The sequence below is a fragment of the Trichocoleus desertorum ATA4-8-CV12 genome (assembly GCA_019358975.1).
GTDB lineage: Bacteria > Cyanobacteriota > Cyanobacteriia > FACHB-46 > FACHB-46 > Trichocoleus > Trichocoleus desertorum_A.
The window spans coordinates 122,733-141,351 of sequence record JAHHIL010000008.1 but is presented as its reverse complement, the minus strand read 5'-3'; the positions used below and the strand labels follow the sequence as shown (position 1 = coordinate 141,351).

The window sequence follows — 18,619 nt, the reverse complement described above, 5'->3', positions numbered from 1 at the left end:
CTATTCTTTTTTCTAGGTGCGGGGGCCGACTGATTCGGTGCGCTTTCGCGTCCCGTTTCCCTCGACCGCTTAGCCAATATAACGAATCTATATCGAAGGTGTCAACCCCCTCAGAAGAAAGTTTTGAAGATTTTTCAAAGGCTCTCTGGGACTGCCTTTGCGTAACAATATATAGAGACAGATGCTAGAGAGCATCATGCTTGCGTGGAGGGGAAGCTTGTGAATTTTCAGTCAGTTATTGCTACGCTGCACCAGTTTTGGGGCGATCGCGGTTGTCTTATTGTTCAGCCCTACGATACGGAAAAGGGAGCGGGTACCAAGAGTCCACATACCTTCTTGCGGGCTGTCGGGCCAGAGCCTTGGGCAGTTGCTTACGTTGAGCCTTGCCGTCGGCCTGGTGATGGGCGATATGGAGAAAATCCCAATCGAGTCCAGCACTATTATCAGTACCAAGTGTTGATTAAGCCTTCCCCGGATGGCATTCAGGAGATTTATCTGGACTCTTTAAGGGCACTAGGCATTTATCCAGAAGAGCATGATATTCGTTTTGTGGAAGATAACTGGGAAGATGCGGCAGTAGGAGCTTGGGGAGTTGGCTGGGAAGTCTGGCTAGATGGTATGGAAGTGACTCAGTTCACTTACTTTCAGCAGTGTGGTGGCATTGATTGCCATCCTGTTTCGGTTGAAATCACTTATGGCTTAGAACGGTTGACGATGTACCTGCAAGGGGTGAATTCAATTTTTGATATTCGCTGGAATGATCAGTTGACTTACGGGGATGTACACCTCCAATGGGAAGTTGAGAACTCGACGTACAATTTTGAAGCATCAAACCCAGAACTGCTGTTTTCGCTGTTTGGACTCTACGCTGAGGAAGCGGAGCGGCTGATGCAGCAGGAATTGGTTTTGCCAGCATTTGACTATGTGTTGAAGTGCTCTCACACATTCAACTTGTTGGATGCTAGAGGAGTGATTTCTGTCACTGAGCGAACCCGGTACATCCTGAAGATTCGTAATTTGGCACGGCAGGTAGCTCAGCTTTATTTGAGGCAGCGAGAGGCTATGGGCTTTCCACTGCTGGAATCGCAAGAGGCTGAAGTGGCTTGATCTTTGCTGAAGGTAGCTTTTAGAATCCGAGAGCTTTCTTTGGAGGAAGGTTCTTAAGCTCTGAGGTAAGCTACCTAATCTTTAGGATCTACTACTAGGATCTATGACTTAGCGATAGACCTGGGGTCGTTGCTAAAAACAAAAAATAGAGGAGAGCAAATGTCGGCTTTGAGTGAATTCCTAGAACTAATTGCCGCTTGGTTTCGTAGTCTGGGTATTCCTGAACCTGTTGTGTATTGGGGACATCCAGCCATGATGGGTATTGTTGTTGTGGCAATGGGCAGCGCAGTGGGCATCACTGGATGGCGAAGCCGATTAGCGCCTGATGCTACGATTGCAGGTCAAAATCGGAATGCCCATCCTAAGATTGCTGGTTGGATGTATTTGTTCATGGCTCTAGGGTTTACAGGGGGTGTTTTATCGCTGGTGATGCAGCAGCAACCCATTTTTGAGAGTCCTCATTTTTGGACGGGGCTATTACTGTTGAGCTTGCTGGGTTTTAATGGTCTGATTGCTTTAACAGGTTTTGGTGGCAGCAAGTCATTGCGTACCGTCCATGCTTTTTTGGGTAGCATAGCTTTAGTGTTGATGCTGGTTCATGCATTGCTGGGCTTGAATCTAGGGTTGTCGATTTAATCTAGGAATTTAATCTAGGAATCAATTGATGACCCTATTAGGTGTCATTTTATGTTTTGCTTACATCCTGGGACTGCTGTTAACTGCAATTCCGGGTAGTGCTTATGTAATTTTAGGGCTAGGCATCGCAGCAGCCTTACTCGCTCGTCAACGTTTTGTGGTTCCCCAGGCGATCGCTCAACAGTTACGGTTGCCAAAAGCTTGGCAAGTGAGATGGAATGCCAGAATTTGTTTAGCTGCTGGATTAGTTGGATTCTTGGCTAGCTTGTACTTGCAAGTTCGTACCCCCCAGCCTGCATCCAATGATGTGAGCAAGTTGATTGACTCTTCAACCGCCGCAGCAGAAAAGATTGTGACAGTTCAAGGTAAAGTGATTGGCTCTCCTCGGATGACTCGTAGTGGTCGAGCTCAGTTTTGGCTCAAAGCAAATCAAGTGAGCCAAGTGATTGCTCCAGAGAGGGTCAATTCTAGTCAGGCTGTGACTGGCAAATTGTATGTCACGGTGCCGCTGTTGCAAGCAACTGGGTTGCGTTCTGGGCAGGCGATCGCGGTAACAGGAAAGCTATACGAGCCCAAGCCTGCTCAAAACCCAGGGGAATTTGACTTTCGCGCTTATCTGGGCCAGGAAGGTGGATTTGCGGGTCTTAGCGGTCGCCAGATTAGCTTGCCACCCAATACACCTGTGCCGCAATGGGGTTGGTGGGCAATTCGGCAAAGGATCATTCACACACAGGTACGCTGGTTGGGCAGTCCTGAAGGGCCGCTAGTTAGCGCTATGGTACTGGGAAGCCGTGCGGTTGATTTGCCTTATGACGTTAAGGATCAATTTGCCAAAATTGGTTTAGCGCATGCGCTCGCCGCCTCCGGGTTTCAAACTTCACTCATTTTAGGGTTGGTGCTGTCCCTAACTCGCCGTTTTCCAAACAGAGTGCAGATGATTTGGGGAACTGGAGCACTGGCTCTATTTGTTGGTTTGGCGGGTTTCCAACCAGCGGTACTGCGAGCAGCTTTGATGGGATTTGGGGCGCTTATTGCTTTAGGGATGCAGCGAAAAATCAAGCCTTTGGGTTCGCTGTTGGTTGCAGCCACAGGTTTACTCTTGTGGAACCCGCTGTGGATTTGGGACTTAGGATTCCAATTAAGCTTGTTGGCTACCCTGGGTTTACTGGTTACTGTGCCGCCTTTGATCAAGCGGCTAGATTGGCTCCCGCCTGCGATCGCGACCCTAATGGCAGTGCCAATTGCCGCCTATTTATGGACCTTACCTCTTCAACTGTACGCTTTTGGTTTGGTCTCTCCTTACAGCATTCCGGTTAACTTTCTGACCACTCCGTTGATTGCGGTCATTAGTATTGGTGGTGTCATTAGTGCCTTAGCTGCTTTGATTTGGCCTGTCGCGGGTAGTGCGCTCGCATGGCTCCTTTACTACCCTACCCATGCGTTAATTGCCATTGTTGATTTCTTTAGCCGCTTACCAGGTAACTCGATTGCTGTAGGTACGATTTCCACACTACAACTCGTGGTCTTGTATGGTCTGGTTTGTCTTGCTTGGCTACAGACTTGGTGGCAGCGTCGCTGGTGGGCAGCAAGTCTGATTGCGGTTAGCTTAGTTGTACTGCCAGTTTGGTATAGCTACACCACTTTGTTTCGGGCGACTGTCCTAGCGACATCGGGAGAGCCTATTTTAGTGGTTCAGGATCAAAGTCGGGTTGGTTTGGTAAATAGTGGCAATGAAGCAACGGCTAGTTTGACCGTGTTACCATTCCTGCAAAAGCAAGGAATTAATCAGATTGATTGGGCTGTAGCCACCGATACGGAGCGTAGTCGTCGTCAAGGTTGGTCTCAGATTGTCGAAAGGTTGCCAGTTAAAGCTTTGTATACAGGCGCTGTGTCTACGGTCAGCTTTAGCGATCGCCAATCCGCTCCAGCCCTTAACCAGGACGCTACGCTCCCAAATCTGCCCCCGCAACAGCATCACCAACTTCTAACATCCAGCCAGACCATTCAAATTGGCTCTACGGTTGTGCAACCTGTCAGTACGGATCTATCTGTTTGGGCGTTTAAGCTGCACAATCAGCCTTGGATCTGGTTGAGTCATCTTAAGAGCAGTGAACAAAATGCTTTAGTAGAGTCAGGCCAAGTAACTCCAGCCCAAGTGCTTTGGTGGACTGGAGAACCTTTGACCGATAGCCTATTAAAAACTATAAATCCTAAAATTGCGATCGCTTCTGCTGCCTCGGTTGACCCCAATACGATTGCTCAGCTTCAGCGCCGCAAAATTCAACTGTATTGGACTGGGCGAGACGGTGCTTTGCAGTGGGAACCCGATCAAGGCTTAACTAGGACTCTAGAATCTACGGAAAACGAGGTTCCTCTGCTGTAAAATGAGTAAATCGCTCTAAAATAAATAGAGACTCAAACCTCTGGAGAGGTGGCAGAGTGGTTGAATGCGGCAGACTCGAAATCTGTTTTGGGGCAACTCAACGGGGGTTCGAATCCCCCCCTCTCCGTTGATTACAGCAAAGATACCGGATAGCCAACGAATCATCTGAAAAAGGGGTTGGAACTTCGCGGTATTGATTATGCTGAGAGAATTTAGTTCAATTGCACTGTTAACTCCCGCTCTGTTGAGCGTAGAGGGTCTCGGTCTTGCTGCTAAAAGCCAAGCACTCAATTTACCCCAGCTTGACTCTTCACTCAAAGACTTGGTTTGCCAAAACAACTGGAATCAAGCAATTAGGGCAATGGGGCCTCGCATCGGCAACCCTCGCATCACCTCTCAGGATCGGCAACGCCTGATCCAGTTTCGGCATCAATTGCAAGATTGGCAGGCCGCACAGGCAAGAGTTTCTGAATTACCTGGTTGTGAGGGAGTTGCGGCATCAGTAGAGGGGCCAACAATCGAGTATGCGGCCCCCACTTCTTTAGACTTTGCTGCTGGATTAGAATCGGTAGTAGCCATGCGCTCTTTGCCTCAAGGATATATTGGGTATGAAGGTCTTTCCCAAGCTAGTGAGTCTGTGGATCGCAGTTGTCGTGTAATTGATGCGAGAGGAATAAGAACAGACCTGAGCATTTTATGCAATGGACGGTAATCAGCCACTCATCGCTCGGATTGGGTAATGACTCTGATTGATTACCCTTCGTGACGGCTCTTAGCGACGCGATCGCTCCTATTCTCCAGACGCTCATGGAGGAACAAGGAGCGATCGCCATGTTTTTGGAACATTATCCAAAAGATTAAAGATGTGGCAGTTGGAATGGGTAGATTGATGCACAGGAATTTATACTCAAGAAGTGGGTACAGTCTTGTCACCAATTTCCTTGGCTACAAGAATGACTTCTACAGTTGTAGTAGGGGTGACTCATAGGGCACGCCAGTTTAAGATGAGCGTGTCAAAATGTAAATGAAAAGCAACGCAAGTTCCTTCACTAAAGCGGTAGTTATTAGCAGTGTTTGTCCTTAGTGGTTACGAGTACTTTTTAGGCTTTTTAATTATCTGCAGCCTGGTACCTGTCCTGGCCCTGAGCGCGTCTAAGCTATTGCGTCCTCGGCTCCGAGGGCCTGAGCGCCGCACCACTTATGAGTCAGGGATGGAACCGATTGGGGGTGCCTGGATTCAGTTCAACATTCGCTACTACATGTTTGCACTGGTCTTTGTCATCTTCGACGTAGAGACGGTTTTCTTGTACCCCTGGGCCGTCGCATTTAACCAACTAGGGTTGCTAGCTTTTATCGAAGCACTGGTTTTTATTGCAATTCTGGTGATTGGTCTAGTTTACGCTTGGCGTAAAGGAGCCTTGGAATGGTCATGAGTCCTAAAGATGCGGCTCAAAATGGCGCAATTTTGCAGCCAAATGAGCAAATTATCAATCCCATTGAGCGTCCTCAGGTGACGCAAGCGCTGTCTGAAAACGTCATCTTAACGACTGTGGATGACCTCTATAACTGGGCGCGCCTTTCTAGCTTGTGGCCCTTGCTATATGGAACTGCCTGCTGCTTTATCGAGTTTGCAGCTCTGATTGGCTCCCGTTTTGACTTCGATCGCTTTGGCTTGATTCCGCGTTCTAGCCCGCGCCAAGCTGATTTGATCATCACTGCGGGTACGATCAACATGAAGATGGCCCCTGCTTTAGTTCGTCTGTATGAGCAAATGCCCGACCCCAAGTATGTGATCGCGATGGGTGCTTGCACGATTACAGGTGGGATGTTTACCGTAGACTCGCCAACAACGGTGCGTGGTGTGGATAAGCTGATTCCTGTAGATGTTTATCTACCCGGTTGCCCGCCACGGCCAGAAGCAATCATTGATGCGATCATCAAACTTAGAAAAAAAATTGCCAATGACTCAATGCAAGAGCGCGGCAAGCAAAGCCAAACTCATCGCTATTACAGCATTCCTCACAAGATGAAGCAGGTGCCTGACATTACCACAGGAGCTTATTTGCAGGTTCCAACTCGTCAAGCGCCACCCAAGGAGCTTACAGAAGCGATGGGTCTGCCAGTGCCACCCGCTTTGAAGGCCGCAGAGAAGGAGGAATTGCGTCGTGGCTGAAGAATCTAAATCTCCTGAAAATGGAGCAGAACAATCTCAGGCAGCAGCTCCCATTGTCGAGGCGGGTAGAATCTCGAAATGGCTGAGTGAGAACGGATTTGAGCATGAGTCTTTAGGGCCTGACCACTCTGGTGTGGAAATGCTTAAGGTCGATCGCGATTTTCTGATTCCGATCGCGACTGCTCTTTATGCCTATGGGTTTAACTACCTGCGCTGTCAAGGTGGGTATGATTCTGGTCCTGGGCAAGAGTTGGTCAGCTTCTACGACCTGACTAAAGTTAGCGACTACAGCGATCGCCCCGATGAAGTGAGAATCAAGGTCTTTCTCCCTCGCGAAGATCCCAGAATTCCCTCCGTCTATTGGATTTGGAAAACCGCTGACTGGCAAGAGCGAGAAGCTTTTGACATGCTTGGTATCGTCTACGAGGGACACCCTGACCTAAAGCGCCTGCTGATGCCCGAAGATTGGGTGGGTTGGCCACTCCGCAAAGACTACATCTCGCCCGACTTCTACGAGTTGCAGGACGCTTACTAATTTGATGCTGCTAACAATCTGAACCTCTCCCCGCCTACGGCACCCCTCTCCTCGAAGGAGAGGGGATGGGGGTGAGGTTTTTTATTGATTTAAGCGCTTGCAGACCAGGCAATATAAGGTAGTTGAGCCGCAGTCGCTCGGATGTGATCAGCTTGGGCAACGAGTTGACCGCAAGCATCCCAAGTGCCACAGGTGAACATTTGTCGCGGTCCATCTGCCATAGAAACTGCAATGGTGAGGTCGCCACATTGTACTTGCATCGCTTCCAGGTCTACTTTGACTTCGGCTTCTGGATTGGTGGCGATCGCAGCTTGCAATTGCTTGGCGTCTTCTGGAGCCGCCATCACACAAGGTACTCCCAGCGCCACACAGTTGCCAAAGAAGATTTCGGCAAAGCTCTCACCTACGATCGCTTGGATACCCCATTTAGCCAGGGCTTGCGGTGCGTGCTCACGAGACGATCCACAACCAAAGTTGCCGTTCACGGCTAGAATCTTGGCTCCCTGATACTGCGGTTGATCAAAGGGATGCTGCCCTTGAGTTTGGGTGCGATCGTCTGCGAATACTTGTGCGCCAAGACCATCAAAGGTGACGCAGCGCAAAAACCGCGCTGGAATAATGCGATCGGTGTCAATATCGTTGCCAATGAGGGGCACACCCCGCCCTACTACTGCCTTAACTTCGCTACTCATGACAAGCTCCCCTACAGTAATTCACGAACGTCAGAAACTTTTCCTGTAACGGCAGCGGCTACCACCATCGCGGGACTCATCAACAAAGTACGACCAGAAGCCGAACCTTGACGACCTTTGAAGTTGCGGTTGGAGGAGGAAGCGCTAAGCTGACGGCCTTCGAGTTTGTCGGGGTTCATCGCGAGGCACATGGAGCAACCAGGTTCGCGCCACTCAAAGCCTGCTGCGACAAAAATCTTGTCTAGTCCTTCGACTTCTGCTTGCAGTTTCACACGCTCCGAGCCAGGAACGATAAAAGCTTTAACTCCTTCTGCAACTTGTCGCCCTTGGGCAAACTTAGCGGCTTCGCGTAAATCGCTGATCCGACCGTTGGTGCAGCTACCCACAAAGCAGACATCAACTTTGGTGCCTTGAATCGGCTGACCTGGTTGCAAATCCATATAGCGGTAGGCTTCTTCCGCGATCGCTTCTTCGTCAGCAGGTAAGGTGTCGGGTGTGGGAATCAGTTCGTTAATGGCGATGCCTTGACCGGGGGTAATGCCCCAAGTGATGGTGGGGGCAATGTCAGCTGCATCAAACACGACAACATCGTCATACTCGGCATCCGCATCACTCCGCAGGCTTTGCCACCAATCTACAGCTTTATCCCACGCTTCACTCTTAGGCGCAAAATCGCGGCCTTTAAGATATTCAAAGGTCACTGCATCCGGGTTGACGTAGCCACAACGGGCACCACCCTCGATTGCCATGTTGCAGACGGTCATGCGTTCTTCCATGCTCATGTCCTCAAAGGTGCTGCCCGCAAATTCATAGGCATAGCCTACGCCACCTTTGACACCTAGTTTCCGAATGATGTGCAGAACAACATCTTTGGCGTAGACTCCGGGCTTCAGGGGGCCATTGACTTCAACCTTACGGACCTTCAGCTTGGCGAGGGCCAATGTTTGGGAAGCCAACACATCTCGCACTTGGCTGGTGCCAATGCCAAAGGCGATCGCGCCAAAAGCTCCGTGGGTGGAAGTATGGCTATCTCCACAAGCGATCGTCATGCCTGGTTGAGTGAAGCCTAGTTCTGGAGCAATTACATGAACAATGCCTTGACTACCAGACCCAACGTTATAAAAACGAATCTTATGCTCGGCACAGTTTTGCTCTAGGGACTGCATCATTTCCTCGGCCAAGCTGTCGGCAAAGGGACGTGCTTGGTTCTCCGTTGGTACGATGTGGTCTACGGTGGCTACGGTTCGCTCTGGATACAGCACTTTTAGGCCGCGATCGCGCAGCATGGCAAAAGCTTGAGGGCTGGTGACTTCGTGAATTAGGTGCAGACCAATAAACAGTTGGGTTTGGCCTGAGGGGAGAATTCCAACGGTGTGTAAATCCCAGACTTTATCGAAGAGTGTGCCTTTGCTCATGCTGACGTTCGGTACTGAATGCACTAAAGGGTTAGTCCCTTATTGTAACGCAGAGCCAAGCTACCCTCTCAAGAAGGATTTTTGGCTCTTACTCATCAAATAAGTAATGAGGAATACACAAAACAAATTTCTGATTAACTTCTTAGATTATGAAGGGTGAATATATGGCATCAAAAATTGAGCAGTTACTGTTTGGTGATTATGGAACCCATGCAGTTACCTACTTTTCACTGTCAATAAATCAAGTAGTTGTGGAGATTGCCCCTTGGGTTGCTCTTACTTCCACCACTAAGGCAGTTTTTGAACAAGCGACATTACTATCAGTCTGGGCTAGTCCAGATGAGTCAGCCGAAGAATATGCCTTACCGTGGGACATTATTGAATTTGACAGCGCAGAGCAGCCTGACGGTCGGTGGAAGTTCGCGCTTCACTGTAGTAGTGTGGAACTTATTTATCTGGCTAACTTTCCACGCCAGACAAATAGCCTTCAGTAACAACAAGCGGTCTAAACTTATCCAACATACTGACGCTATTGCAAGATGCTTGTTAAGGGTTGTTCTTAAGACTAAATTTTAAGTGTTCTATCTTTTCAGTCATAGAGTTTCCAACACCGATCAAAACCCCGTGATGATCTTCACCTAGTAGCCACTCAAACTTTTTAGAGACGATGTAATATTCAAATCCATACATTTCTTTGATTACGTCAGTAATTGCTGCAATTGTCCCTTCGTAAAGCCAAAAGTTGCCTTGCCATTTTGTTCTTTTCCAGTCCTCAATAACGAACCAAACGTTCTCCTGTAGAGGTATAAACTCTTTCAATATTCCAGGTACATCTTCAAGCCAGATGGAGCAAAATGGTTCCTTGAAGGAATCCCACCACGCAGAGTAATTCAGTCCTTTTTTACCTAAGGTTATAAATCGATCGAGAATTGACACCAAGATCAGTTCATAGTCATGCGGACCAACTAGCCTGAAATCATCGGCAGGCAGGTTTAAGGCTTTTAGAACTTCGTCAATGTCTGCTCTGAAATCTGAATGTTGGGTCATACAGCGTACATACTCTCCTCAGCACTTAGTAGTAGCTTAAAGTAATTTAGTAAATTTATGTAACGATGAGACAATAGAATATACTCTCACTAAATTTTGTTTGTCATGCTGAAGAGTTTCAATTCACGCTTAGCAAATTGTTTTAATCAATCACTCGCGCGGATCAGTCGAAGGGCGATCGCCACAGTACTCTCCTTGTTAGTGGCGATCGCGCTCTGGATGCCTGGGGATGCCTGGGCACTGAACTCTAATCTGGGCGTCACGCTAGTTTCTCTGCAAGGAAATTTTGAGCAACTGGGCTTTCGGCTGGAACCTAAAACCGAGACGGCTTTTATTGGTAAATCTAAAGATGGCGTGGCCACAGTGCGCCTGAATGTCACACCGAAAGAGCTGGTGACTAACGCAGTTTTAGTGGTTCATAAGCCATTGACCAAGCAGAGAAAGCCGCAAACTCTGAACTACATGGAAGAGTTTTTGCAGGTGATGCTGCCCGACTGGAACGAAGCGCATGATTGGTTGGCTCAAGGAATTACAGATGCGACTGATTTTGGTTCTACGGATTTGGTGGTGGGCGATCGCCGCGTGTATCTGTTGATTCCCAAAACCAAAGAAGCACTGTTGCTGGCCGTAGATCCGCTAGATTATAAGCGCTAAATTATTCGGCTTCGGGGTCTATACCAAGCGCTCGTAACTTGGCAGCTAGGCGATCGGCTCGTTGGCTTTCCTGCTCTGCCTTCAGCCTTTCGGCTTCTATTTGAGTTTGAGATTGTGCTAGGGCTTGAGCCAGTTCTTCAGGGGCTAATAGTTTTTCGCCTGTGTCTTCGCGATAGAACGTGAGAAATTGGCCTTCTGGTTGTAAGCGCAATTGCAAAGGTTCGCTGCGCCCATCCGTAATGGGTTCGTAGACATCTCCTCGGAGACGATAGCCCTGAAGTTGGCCTTCTATCCATTCCCCTTTGGGGTCAAATAGCCAGTACTCTTGCACGCCTAGCTGCTCGTACAACGTTTTTTTGAAAATTTTGTCTTGTTCACGGGTGCCTTCGGAAGTTAACTCAAAAATCACCGAGGGCACTTGGCCTTCTTCCCAGATTTTGTAATTGTCCCGTCCACCGGGAGCCACATCAAAAATCACCATGACATCCGGAGCCACTCGCAGTTTGGGAAAACCTTGGGCGTAATAGAGAAACTGGTTAGCGAGAACGGTGGCTTGCCGACCTGCTAAATATTGCCGCAACACTTCCAAGGTGACGAGTAGGGCGTAGAAATGCACATAGGTTTCGGCCACAAGCTCACCATCAGAACTGGGGTAAACAATACTTGTGGATTGTGGGGTGGTTGTTAGAGAAGTCATAGTGCGCCTATAAATGGCCTTAAACACAAAATTTCTCAACGCAGCGGGCAAAAATTTCTACGCCCATACCTAAAGCGGTTTCGTCAAAGTCGAAGCGGGGATGGTGGTGGGGGTAGGCTAAGCCTTTGTGAATATTGGCGGAACCGAGGAAGAAGTAGCAACCAGGAACTTGCTGCAAGAAGAAGGACATATCTTCACCACCCATTGTTTGGCATTCTGGAACAATGCCCACCTCTGCCTCAACTACATTTTCCGCCACAGAACGAACCAGGTCTGCGATCGCCCCATCATTAATCACAGGCGGGTACAGAGATTGATAATTCAACTCGTAGCTGGCTCCATGACTTTGACAAATCCCTGCAATAATCTGCTCAATCCGCTGACTGAAAAAGCCTGCTAGTGCTGGATTGAAGTAACGTACCGTGCCGCTCATTTTGGCTGAGGCCGCGATGACATTGGTGGCGGTGCCTGCATGGAGTTCTCCCACGGTCACTACTGCGGAATCAATCGGGTTGACGTTGCGGGCAACAATGGTTTGCAGAGCGTTGACGATTTGAGCACTAACTACAATTGAGTCTATAGTTTGGTGGGGAATGGCACCGTGTCCGCCTCGACCTTGAATGGTGCAACGAAATAGTTCTACAGCTGCCATCAGTGCCCCAGTTCTTACACCAACCGTTCCTAGCGGCAAGTTATTCCACAGGTGCAGACCCACGATCGCATCAACCGTTGGGTTTTGCAGCACTCCTGCCTCAATCATGGGCTGTGCGCCGCCTGGGCCTTCTTCGGCGGGTTGAAAAATAATTTTTACCGTACCCGCAAAGCTACCTCGATGTTGAGAGAGATGGTAGGCAGTGCCAAGAGCGATCGCGGTATGTCCATCGTGACCACAGGCATGCATCAAGCCATCATGTTGCGATCGGTAGGGCACCTCATTTTCTTCTTGGATTGGTAGGGCATCCATGTCGGCCCGGATCGCCAAAACTTTCTGATTTTGGATTTTGGATTTTGGATTTTGGATTGCTTCGGAAGTCGCTTTGGTACCTGCGATCGTAGCGACGATTCCGGTTTGGGCAATTCCGGTTTGATGGTCAATGCCCCATTCAGTTAGCTTTTGGGCCACAAATTCTGCCGTTAGTTTCTCACGAAAGCCTAGTTCTGGTCGCTGGTGTAGCCGTCTGCGCCACTCTACTAGCTGGGGTTGCAACGACTGAATAGCTGGCCGAATCCGAGATTGATCGACGGGAAGTGGGCTTAAAGAAGTAGAAACCATAGGGCAAAGGTGGCTTGCGGCTGAATTACAAAGAAGAATGATCGGGAGGCGTTAATACTTAGGGTGCCCATCTGTCTTTATAGTAAAGCGTGAAGCTAGTTTGCCAATTTGCTCACTTCTTACCCTTAGCTAGCAAGGAAAGCGATCGCCCGACTCCCAATTAATTACACGGCCTTCCAGATATGGTCTTGAATCTGAAAGGTGACTGTGGTGGCTTGAGTACTTAATTGGTAACTGTTTGAAATAGTTTGATGCTTACGAATATAAATCAATATTTTGGGGAATATCACTTTACTCAAATACAACAGTGCGATTGCTGTAGACCAACACCCAATTTTCTAGATGTAGGCGCACCGCTCTAGCCAAAACCACGCGCTCCAAGTCTTTGCCCTTGCGGATTAAATCACCCACATCATCGCGATGGCTGACTCGCACAACATCTTGCTCAATAATCGGTCCTGCATCTAAGTCTTCAGTCACGTAGTGAGATGTAGCCCCAATGATCTTGACCCCACGCTTGTAAGCCCGTTGGTAGGGATTGGCTCCCGCAAAAGCAGGCAAGAAAGAGTGATGAATATTAATTACTTGAGGAAAATTAGAGATAAAGTCAGCGCTCAAAACTTGCATGTACTTAGCTAGCACCACTAAATCAATCCGGTACTGTTGCAGTAAGGCTAGCTGCTGGTTTTCTTGCTCCGCTTTATGCTCTTTGCTGATCGGAATGTGATGATAATCGATACCAAATTGCTCAGCGATCGCGCCCAAATCTGGGTGGTTGCTAATAATCAGCGGAATCTCAGCCGCAAACTCTTGCGCCCGTTGTCGCCAAATTAAATCAAACAAACAATGGTCTTGGCGGCTCACCCAAATAGCCATCCGAGGCACCGTATCCGAAAAGTGTAAGCGCCAATTTGCTTGTAAAGGTTGAGCGATCGCATTAAAAGCAGGCCCAATTAGATCACGGGGTAAATTAAACCCTTCTAGTTGCCACTCAATCCGCGTCAGAAATAACCCCGCTTCAAAATCGGTATGCTGGTCAGCATGAATAATATTACCGCCATTGGCATAAATAAAATTGGCAATTTTTGCGACGAGTCCCCTTTGGTCAGGACAGGAAATTAAAAGAGTAGCGGTAGGACTGGTCATGTAGAGATTCGGACTGAATAGGGTGCAAAACTAAAAAGGGGTGCACTCTGGTCCGCCCCTTCATCATTACCAAAAATAAAACGCTTAGCGACTATTCTGTTGGAGGAGCAGGAGCAGGGGAGACACTGGCATCAGGACTAGTTGACAGGGTAGGACTCGCACTGTCTGTCGCAGGATCGGACTCAGGGCTAGGGCTGGCAGTCCCCGCCGCAGGATCGGACTCAGGAGTGGGGCTAGCATTCCCCGTCGCAGGAGATGCAGCAGGAGATGGAGTGGGAGCTTCTGAAGTTGCTTTCCACTCCGAGAGCGGGCGACTCACAGCATTGTTAAAGTCTGGAGACACTAACAAAACGGATAACTCTGGCGTACCAGAAGCTACTGGATCAGCTTGAGCGTACCAAAAGCTCTGATTAAAGTCAGGCTTACCCAAAATGAAACGGTGAGTTTTCTGATTATTTAGCTTCACCTCAATCGTCGCTGTGGGTTGATCCAAGCCAAAGTCAGCCTTCTGAGTTGCAGGCGCTTTAATCGTGCGATCGCTCCGTCCAGTTGCCAGCAAACTCAGCAAAAAAGCCACCGAAGCATCATTCGCCGGACCCGTTTCTGGCGCTTTCAACAGCCATTGAGACTGAGGTTGCTTCGCCTCAGATTGCTTCTCTGTTAGTTTCTGTGTTGATTTCTCCGTCTGTGGGCCTAGAGATGCAGACGTACCAGACTTTGCCACAGAAGAAGGGGTTTTGACAAACTCCAGCGTTTGCCCTGCTGTTGTTAGCGTCAAAGCCTGAACTTGCGACTCCTCAAAGGCAAAAATCTGCTGACCCGACGCTTGCGCTTGCTGCTCTTGACCCCTGCCACCCCCACGAATTTCATAAAAGTAGACAAAGCCCCCCAACCCACAAGCTAGTAAGAGCAAAATCAAAGTTTTCGACTTCAGCTTCATATCCCCATTTTGGATTTTGGATTTTGGATTTTAGATTTTAGATTCTGAATTGAAAGTCAAACCTTCCTGTCAAAGTTCCACAGTGCCTTCAACCCACTTTTGGAGGGGGTCTGGGGGACGCAACCGTCCCTCAGCGGGGGTTTGGGGGCGAGTGCCCCCAAGGCTCGGGTTTTTTACACAGATTTAATCACTATCGTCGCTGCCACCACATCACCCCAGCAGCCCCAAAACCCAGTAAAGGCAAAATAGCCAGCGACAACCAACCCACCAAATTAGCCTGCTGCGCCGTCATCGTAATTCGACGGTTCTTGTCCTCCTTCGGACGAATCGATAAAACCTGGTCATCCCGCTTGCTGAGCCAACTCACCGAATTAAGGAAGACATCGCCATTCAACTGCTGACCAAACAAACCATCCGTAGCAAACCTAGAATTACCTACCACAACCAACCTAGCTTCAGATGGCTTTTTATCGGCTTCAGAAGTGGTTGGGGAAGGACTAGGGCTAGGGCTCGGACTGGCAATTGGAGAAGCCGATGGACTAGCAACTGGGCTAGGTGAGGGAGAGGGCTGAGTAGGTGTCGTCGGCTGAGCCGTCTTGCTTAGCGCGACACCCAACATCAAAGGCCCTTGGCGATCGCTCCCCGGATTAAACTCCAAGTTTTGATTTTTAGGCTCACTCTCTGCCCAACTCTCAGGACTCGTCACCAACAAAGGAGTTTCCTGCACCCCAGGAATCGGAGTCATTTGAATGGGTCTTGCGATCGGATAAATCGAATAGCGATTGCCAAAATCTTTAGTAATCGGGTGATCGCCATACTGGTTCACCACAGGAGCCGCTGGGCCAAACTCAACCGTTTGCTGAGCCGAAGCATTGATCGCAAGTCGGTTGTCTAGCGTCACGCCCCAATTTTTCAGCAAGCTGTCTAGCTTCGGATCTACATTGGGGTCAATCATCAGCAAGACACTACCCCCCTGTTGCAAATAAGCGTTCAGCTCTCTGACTTCTTTGTCAAACAAAGCTTGCTTAGGGCCAGCCACGACCACAGCTGCCGCATCCTCAGGCACAGTCAGTTGTTCCACCAAGTTCAGGGGTTCACTAACAAAGTTTTTCTCCTGCAACAAAGCCTTGGCTTGAGCTAAACCCCCTTGGCTCCCCTCTAAGGGAGACTCCCCATGACCTTGCAAGAAATAAATTTTCGCTTGGCGATCGCTCGTGATCTGCTCAATCGCATTAGTGAGCCGCCCTTCCACCAAACGCTCGCTCTTGAGGTTTTGCAGAAACTGACGTTTTTGGCCTGCCTCAAGATAAACATCGCCCACATCCTGAATGCCAAAAGATTGCGCTAATCCTGGTTGGGCTTGCGGATCAACCAGCTCGAAATTAAATTGTCTGGATTGACGCTTATATTGATCTAGCAAAGCTTGAGTTGGCCCAGAGTTCGGATTAGGACTGTTCGGGTCCATAAATACCCAAACTTTCACAGGTTGGGGCAAGCGTCTCAAGATCGCCTGTGACTGGGGAGCGAGGGTATAAAGTTGGTTTTCAGTCAGATCAATCTGGTTGGCATAGCGGACTCCTAGGAAATTAATCAAACCGAGGATGACCACAACTGCCAAAGTTGAGAGGAGTGCATTGGTACTGGCTTGAGTCGAGCGTCTGCCCCAAAACCCAGAACCTGGTTGGCTTTGTAGCACTAACCATACACCAATCAACACGATGCCAGCGATCGTCAGACCGACAGGCACAGCACCCCAATTTCCAGACACAGCTCCGGCTGATAAGCCTATAACTACCAGTACTGGCCCAGCCCAGAAGAGCCATTGCCAAGATTGCTTGAACGATTTCCAGGTGGTAGGAATTTGTTTCATCGAATTCTACTCAACCCTTAACAGGGATAGTACTTGCAAGTGGCCTTAGCCAGCGCCCTACTCAACGGAGATGCAGGTGCAATGGCTGGATTAAGAGCGCTGAAATCTTAACGCTTCAATAGACTGGGCGGTCAAAAAGAGTCCCAAAATAATGTAGCTGACAAATAAAATTAAGCCGCTAGTGTTAACTACGCCGCGAACTAAATCCCCGTAGTGCTTCAGCAACGATAAATGACCGATCGCCTCACCGACAGGGCCACCTATGCCAGTGGCGATCGCTTGGATCGACCAGAGAAACAAAACCAGCGCAAATGTCAGAACGGCAGCCAAAATACTACTTTCGGTCAACGAAGATAGAAACATACCTAAAGACAACACTGCCGCTGCCATCAGAATTAAGCCGCCGAATCCCGTCAACAATAGGGTCGGGTTTACGGGAGGATTTGCGGCACTCAAAGTAATCGCTTCGTAAACTAGTAAGGGCAGCACTAAGGTAATGAAAAAAGTCAGAACCCCCAGCAGCTTGCCTAGAGAAACCACCCAATTTGTGACGGGAGAGGTAGCCAGCAGCTCTAATGTGCCTCGCTTGCGTTCCTCGGCGTAAAGCCCCATCGACAAAATTGGCAAAATGAACAGAGACAAAACTCCCATCAAGCCTAAAAAAGCTTGAATCAAGGCATAAGCCGCATCAAAGGGTTGCCCAATTTGATCCGCAGCGGCGGCAGTTTGCAAAGTGTCTTGCAAGGCAATCACAAAGAAAAAGCCTGATAAGAGCCAAAAGATGCCCGCGATCGCATAAGCCAAGGGAGAGGCAAAGTACCCCTGCAACTCCTTGCGGTAAATCGCCACAATATTGCTAAGAATGACCCGCATTACGCTTCCTCCGATTCTGCTGGCTCAGGCACGACAGCACTAGATACCACAGGTGCGTCCTCAATGACTGGCTCTGCCTCTGGCTGAGATTCAAATTCTTCTGCGCTCGGTTCCAGCGCTTTGTCTTCGGTCATCGTTAGCTGCAAGAACACATCCTCTAGGCTGGCCTTAGTCCGTCGCATTTCGTAAAGACCTAAACCTGCCCCTACGATCACAGCAGCAATATCGCGACCCGGATCGCTATCGGCTTCAGCAACCACTCGCACCCGACAGCGCTGAGGTGTTGGTGCCTGGTCTGCTACGTCTTCGATTTGGATCGGTTCCACCAAGCGCACGCCGGAAATTGGTTGTACCAGTTGTTGCAAAATGTCTACGTTACCATTCACCTCCAGCTCATACCCGGATCCAGCATTGAGCTGCGCCATCAGGTTTTCTGGACTGTTCGTTGCTACAACTCGCCCTCGATTAATAATGGCGACGCGATTACAGGTCATGCTGACCTCAGGCAAGATATGCGTGGAGAGAATTACTGTATGAGTCCCTGCTAAGTTCTTGATTAAATTACGCACTTCAATAATTTGGCGAGGGTCTAAGCCTACCGTTGGCTCATCCAAAATAATCGCTGGAGGGTCATGAACGATCGCCTGGGCAATGCCAACTCGTTGACGAAAGCCTTTAGACAGCTTGCGAATTAAGGTTTTGCGTTTCTCAACCAGGCTGCAACGTTCCAGAGCCGATTGGACTTGCCGAGAGCGATCGCCAGCACTCACTCCCTTAATCCGAGCTACAAAATAGAGGAACCCCTCCACCGTCATTTCTGGATAGAGCGGGGGAGTTTCAGGCAGATAGCCAATGCGTTGTCTCACCGCCATCGAATCTTCGTAGACATCGTAGCCCGCGACTCGCGCACTCCCACTCGTTGCAGGTAGGTAGCCAGTCAGAATCCGCATGGTGGTGGTCTTTCCAGCCCCGTTTGGCCCCAGAAAACCCAAGATTTCTCCCGGTTCTACCGCAAATGTCACATCTTGAATCGCAGGGGTTGAGCCGTAAACCTTGCTCAACTGTTCAACTTCAATCATGCAAACTTCACTCCCAGGAGTTGTTCATTCCGATGGTCACCCTGATGCACAGTAAACCTCACTCACCTCAGCTTTGCCTTGTAGGTCAAGGCTCTAACG

At 49.1% G+C, this 18,619-nt stretch carries 19 protein-coding genes and 1 tRNA gene; 10 read left to right on the top strand and 10 right to left on the bottom strand.

Going from position 1 to position 18,619, the window contains the following annotated elements; genetic code table 11:
* The first annotated feature begins 219 nt into the window (after positions 1-219).
* From glyQ to KME12_09815, 8 genes are all read left to right on the top strand, one after another.
* The gene (gene glyQ / locus KME12_09850; protein MBW4488081.1) at positions 220-1,107 is read left to right on the top strand and encodes a glycine--tRNA ligase subunit alpha; all 888 of its coding nucleotides are present in this window, start codon (positions 220-222) and stop codon (positions 1,105-1,107) included.
* Between the two features lie 159 nt (positions 1,108-1,266).
* The gene (locus KME12_09845; protein MBW4488080.1) at positions 1,267-1,743 is read left to right on the top strand and encodes a DUF4079 domain-containing protein; all 477 of its coding nucleotides are present in this window, start codon (positions 1,267-1,269) and stop codon (positions 1,741-1,743) included.
* Positions 1,744-1,771: 28 nt separating this feature from the next.
* Positions 1,772-4,126: a ComEC/Rec2 family competence protein gene (locus tag KME12_09840; GenBank protein ID MBW4488079.1), complete on the top strand. Its 2,355-nt coding sequence runs from the start codon at positions 1,772-1,774 to the stop codon at positions 4,124-4,126.
* Positions 4,127-4,168: 42 nt separating this feature from the next.
* Positions 4,169-4,253, top strand: a tRNA-Ser gene (locus KME12_09835).
* A gap of 72 nt (positions 4,254-4,325) precedes the next feature.
* Positions 4,326-4,838 (top strand): hypothetical protein, encoded by a 513-nt coding sequence (locus KME12_09830; protein ID MBW4488078.1) that lies wholly within the window; start codon positions 4,326-4,328, stop codon positions 4,836-4,838.
* Between the two features lie 358 nt (positions 4,839-5,196).
* On the top strand, positions 5,197-5,559 hold the full coding sequence (gene ndhC, locus KME12_09825; protein ID MBW4488077.1) for a photosynthetic/respiratory NAD(P)H-quinone oxidoreductase subunit C: 363 nt from the start codon (positions 5,197-5,199) through the stop codon (positions 5,557-5,559).
* On the top strand, positions 5,556-6,299 hold the full coding sequence (locus KME12_09820; GenBank protein MBW4488076.1) for an NADH dehydrogenase subunit K: 744 nt from the start codon (positions 5,556-5,558) through the stop codon (positions 6,297-6,299). Before ndhC ends, KME12_09820 begins: the two co-directional genes overlap by 4 nt.
* A complete protein-coding gene (locus KME12_09815) occupies positions 6,292-6,834 on the top strand; it encodes an NAD(P)H-quinone oxidoreductase subunit J (protein ID MBW4488075.1) in 543 nt (180 codons plus the stop codon). The genes KME12_09820 and KME12_09815 overlap by 8 nt, the downstream gene beginning before the upstream one ends.
* 89 nt (positions 6,835-6,923) lie before the next feature.
* Here the strand turns inward: KME12_09815 and leuD are convergent, their stop codons facing one another.
* Together leuD and leuC are read right to left on the bottom strand one after the other, a co-directional pair.
* Positions 6,924-7,526 (bottom strand): 3-isopropylmalate dehydratase small subunit, encoded by a 603-nt coding sequence (leuD, locus tag KME12_09810; GenBank protein MBW4488074.1) that lies wholly within the window; start codon positions 7,524-7,526, stop codon positions 6,924-6,926.
* An 11-nt stretch (positions 7,527-7,537) separates the two neighbouring features.
* On the bottom strand, positions 7,538-8,941 hold the full coding sequence (gene leuC / locus KME12_09805; GenBank protein ID MBW4488073.1) for a 3-isopropylmalate dehydratase large subunit: 1,404 nt from the start codon (positions 8,939-8,941) through the stop codon (positions 7,538-7,540).
* Positions 8,942-9,105: 164 nt separating this feature from the next.
* On the opposite strand from leuC, the gene KME12_09800 reads away from it, so the two are divergent.
* A complete protein-coding gene (locus tag KME12_09800) occupies positions 9,106-9,435 on the top strand; it encodes a hypothetical protein (GenBank protein ID MBW4488072.1) in 330 nt (109 codons plus the stop codon).
* A gap of 52 nt (positions 9,436-9,487) precedes the next feature.
* Here KME12_09800 and KME12_09795 read toward each other — a convergent pair whose 3' ends face one another.
* On the bottom strand, positions 9,488-9,988 hold the full coding sequence (locus KME12_09795; GenBank protein ID MBW4488071.1) for a hypothetical protein: 501 nt from the start codon (positions 9,986-9,988) through the stop codon (positions 9,488-9,490).
* A 105-nt stretch (positions 9,989-10,093) separates the two neighbouring features.
* Between KME12_09795 and KME12_09790 the strand changes: the two genes are divergently transcribed.
* Positions 10,094-10,642, top strand: coding sequence for a hypothetical protein (locus KME12_09790; GenBank protein ID MBW4488070.1), 549 nt, complete (start codon positions 10,094-10,096; stop codon positions 10,640-10,642).
* 1 nt (position 10,643) lies between these two features.
* On the opposite strand, the gene KME12_09785 is transcribed toward KME12_09790, so the two are convergent.
* The 7 genes from KME12_09785 to KME12_09755 form a co-directional block, all read right to left on the bottom strand.
* Complete coding sequence (locus KME12_09785; protein MBW4488069.1) at positions 10,644-11,339, bottom strand: Uma2 family endonuclease; 696 nt, start codon at positions 11,337-11,339, stop codon at positions 10,644-10,646.
* Between the two features lie 19 nt (positions 11,340-11,358).
* Positions 11,359-12,612: an amidohydrolase gene (locus KME12_09780; GenBank protein ID MBW4488068.1), complete on the bottom strand. Its 1,254-nt coding sequence runs from the start codon at positions 12,610-12,612 to the stop codon at positions 11,359-11,361.
* A 291-nt stretch (positions 12,613-12,903) separates the two neighbouring features.
* Positions 12,904-13,758: a formyltetrahydrofolate deformylase gene (purU, locus tag KME12_09775; GenBank protein MBW4488067.1), complete on the bottom strand. Its 855-nt coding sequence runs from the start codon at positions 13,756-13,758 to the stop codon at positions 12,904-12,906.
* A 91-nt stretch (positions 13,759-13,849) separates the two neighbouring features.
* Positions 13,850-14,698, bottom strand: coding sequence for a DUF4340 domain-containing protein (locus tag KME12_09770; GenBank protein ID MBW4488066.1), 849 nt, complete (start codon positions 14,696-14,698; stop codon positions 13,850-13,852).
* Between the two features lie 190 nt (positions 14,699-14,888).
* A complete protein-coding gene (locus KME12_09765) occupies positions 14,889-16,568 on the bottom strand; it encodes a Gldg family protein (GenBank protein MBW4488065.1) in 1,680 nt (559 codons plus the stop codon).
* A gap of 90 nt (positions 16,569-16,658) precedes the next feature.
* Positions 16,659-17,441: an ABC transporter permease gene (locus KME12_09760; protein MBW4488064.1), complete on the bottom strand. Its 783-nt coding sequence runs from the start codon at positions 17,439-17,441 to the stop codon at positions 16,659-16,661.
* Positions 17,441-18,520: an ABC transporter ATP-binding protein gene (locus tag KME12_09755; protein MBW4488063.1), complete on the bottom strand. Its 1,080-nt coding sequence runs from the start codon at positions 18,518-18,520 to the stop codon at positions 17,441-17,443. The genes KME12_09760 and KME12_09755 overlap by 1 nt, the downstream gene beginning before the upstream one ends.
* Between the last annotated feature and the right edge of the window lie 99 nt (positions 18,521-18,619).

Coding starts and splice junctions, on each gene's coding strand:
- KME12_09845 (MBW4488080.1), top strand. CDS start 1,267: ATGTCGGCTTTGAGTGAATTCCTAGAACTAATTGCCGCTTGGTTTCGT.
- KME12_09840 (MBW4488079.1), top strand. CDS start 1,772: ATGACCCTATTAGGTGTCATTTTATGTTTTGCTTACATCCTGGGACTG.
- KME12_09830 (MBW4488078.1), top strand. CDS start 4,326: ATGCTGAGAGAATTTAGTTCAATTGCACTGTTAACTCCCGCTCTGTTG.
- KME12_09820 (MBW4488076.1), top strand. CDS start 5,556: ATGAGTCCTAAAGATGCGGCTCAAAATGGCGCAATTTTGCAGCCAAAT.
- leuD (MBW4488074.1), bottom strand. CDS start 7,526: ATGAGTAGCGAAGTTAAGGCAGTAGTAGGGCGGGGTGTGCCCCTCATT.
- leuC (MBW4488073.1), bottom strand. CDS start 8,941: ATGAGCAAAGGCACACTCTTCGATAAAGTCTGGGATTTACACACCGTT.
- KME12_09800 (MBW4488072.1), top strand. CDS start 9,106: ATGGCATCAAAAATTGAGCAGTTACTGTTTGGTGATTATGGAACCCAT.
- KME12_09795 (MBW4488071.1), bottom strand. CDS start 9,988: ATGACCCAACATTCAGATTTCAGAGCAGACATTGACGAAGTTCTAAAA.
- KME12_09790 (MBW4488070.1), top strand. CDS start 10,094: ATGCTGAAGAGTTTCAATTCACGCTTAGCAAATTGTTTTAATCAATCA.
- KME12_09785 (MBW4488069.1), bottom strand. CDS start 11,339: ATGACTTCTCTAACAACCACCCCACAATCCACAAGTATTGTTTACCCC.
- KME12_09780 (MBW4488068.1), bottom strand. CDS start 12,612: ATGGTTTCTACTTCTTTAAGCCCACTTCCCGTCGATCAATCTCGGATT.
- purU (MBW4488067.1), bottom strand. CDS start 13,758: ATGACCAGTCCTACCGCTACTCTTTTAATTTCCTGTCCTGACCAAAGG.
- KME12_09770 (MBW4488066.1), bottom strand. CDS start 14,698: ATGAAGCTGAAGTCGAAAACTTTGATTTTGCTCTTACTAGCTTGTGGG.
- KME12_09765 (MBW4488065.1), bottom strand. CDS start 16,568: ATGAAACAAATTCCTACCACCTGGAAATCGTTCAAGCAATCTTGGCAA.
- KME12_09760 (MBW4488064.1), bottom strand. CDS start 17,441: ATGCGGGTCATTCTTAGCAATATTGTGGCGATTTACCGCAAGGAGTTG.
- KME12_09755 (MBW4488063.1), bottom strand. CDS start 18,520: ATGATTGAAGTTGAACAGTTGAGCAAGGTTTACGGCTCAACCCCTGCG.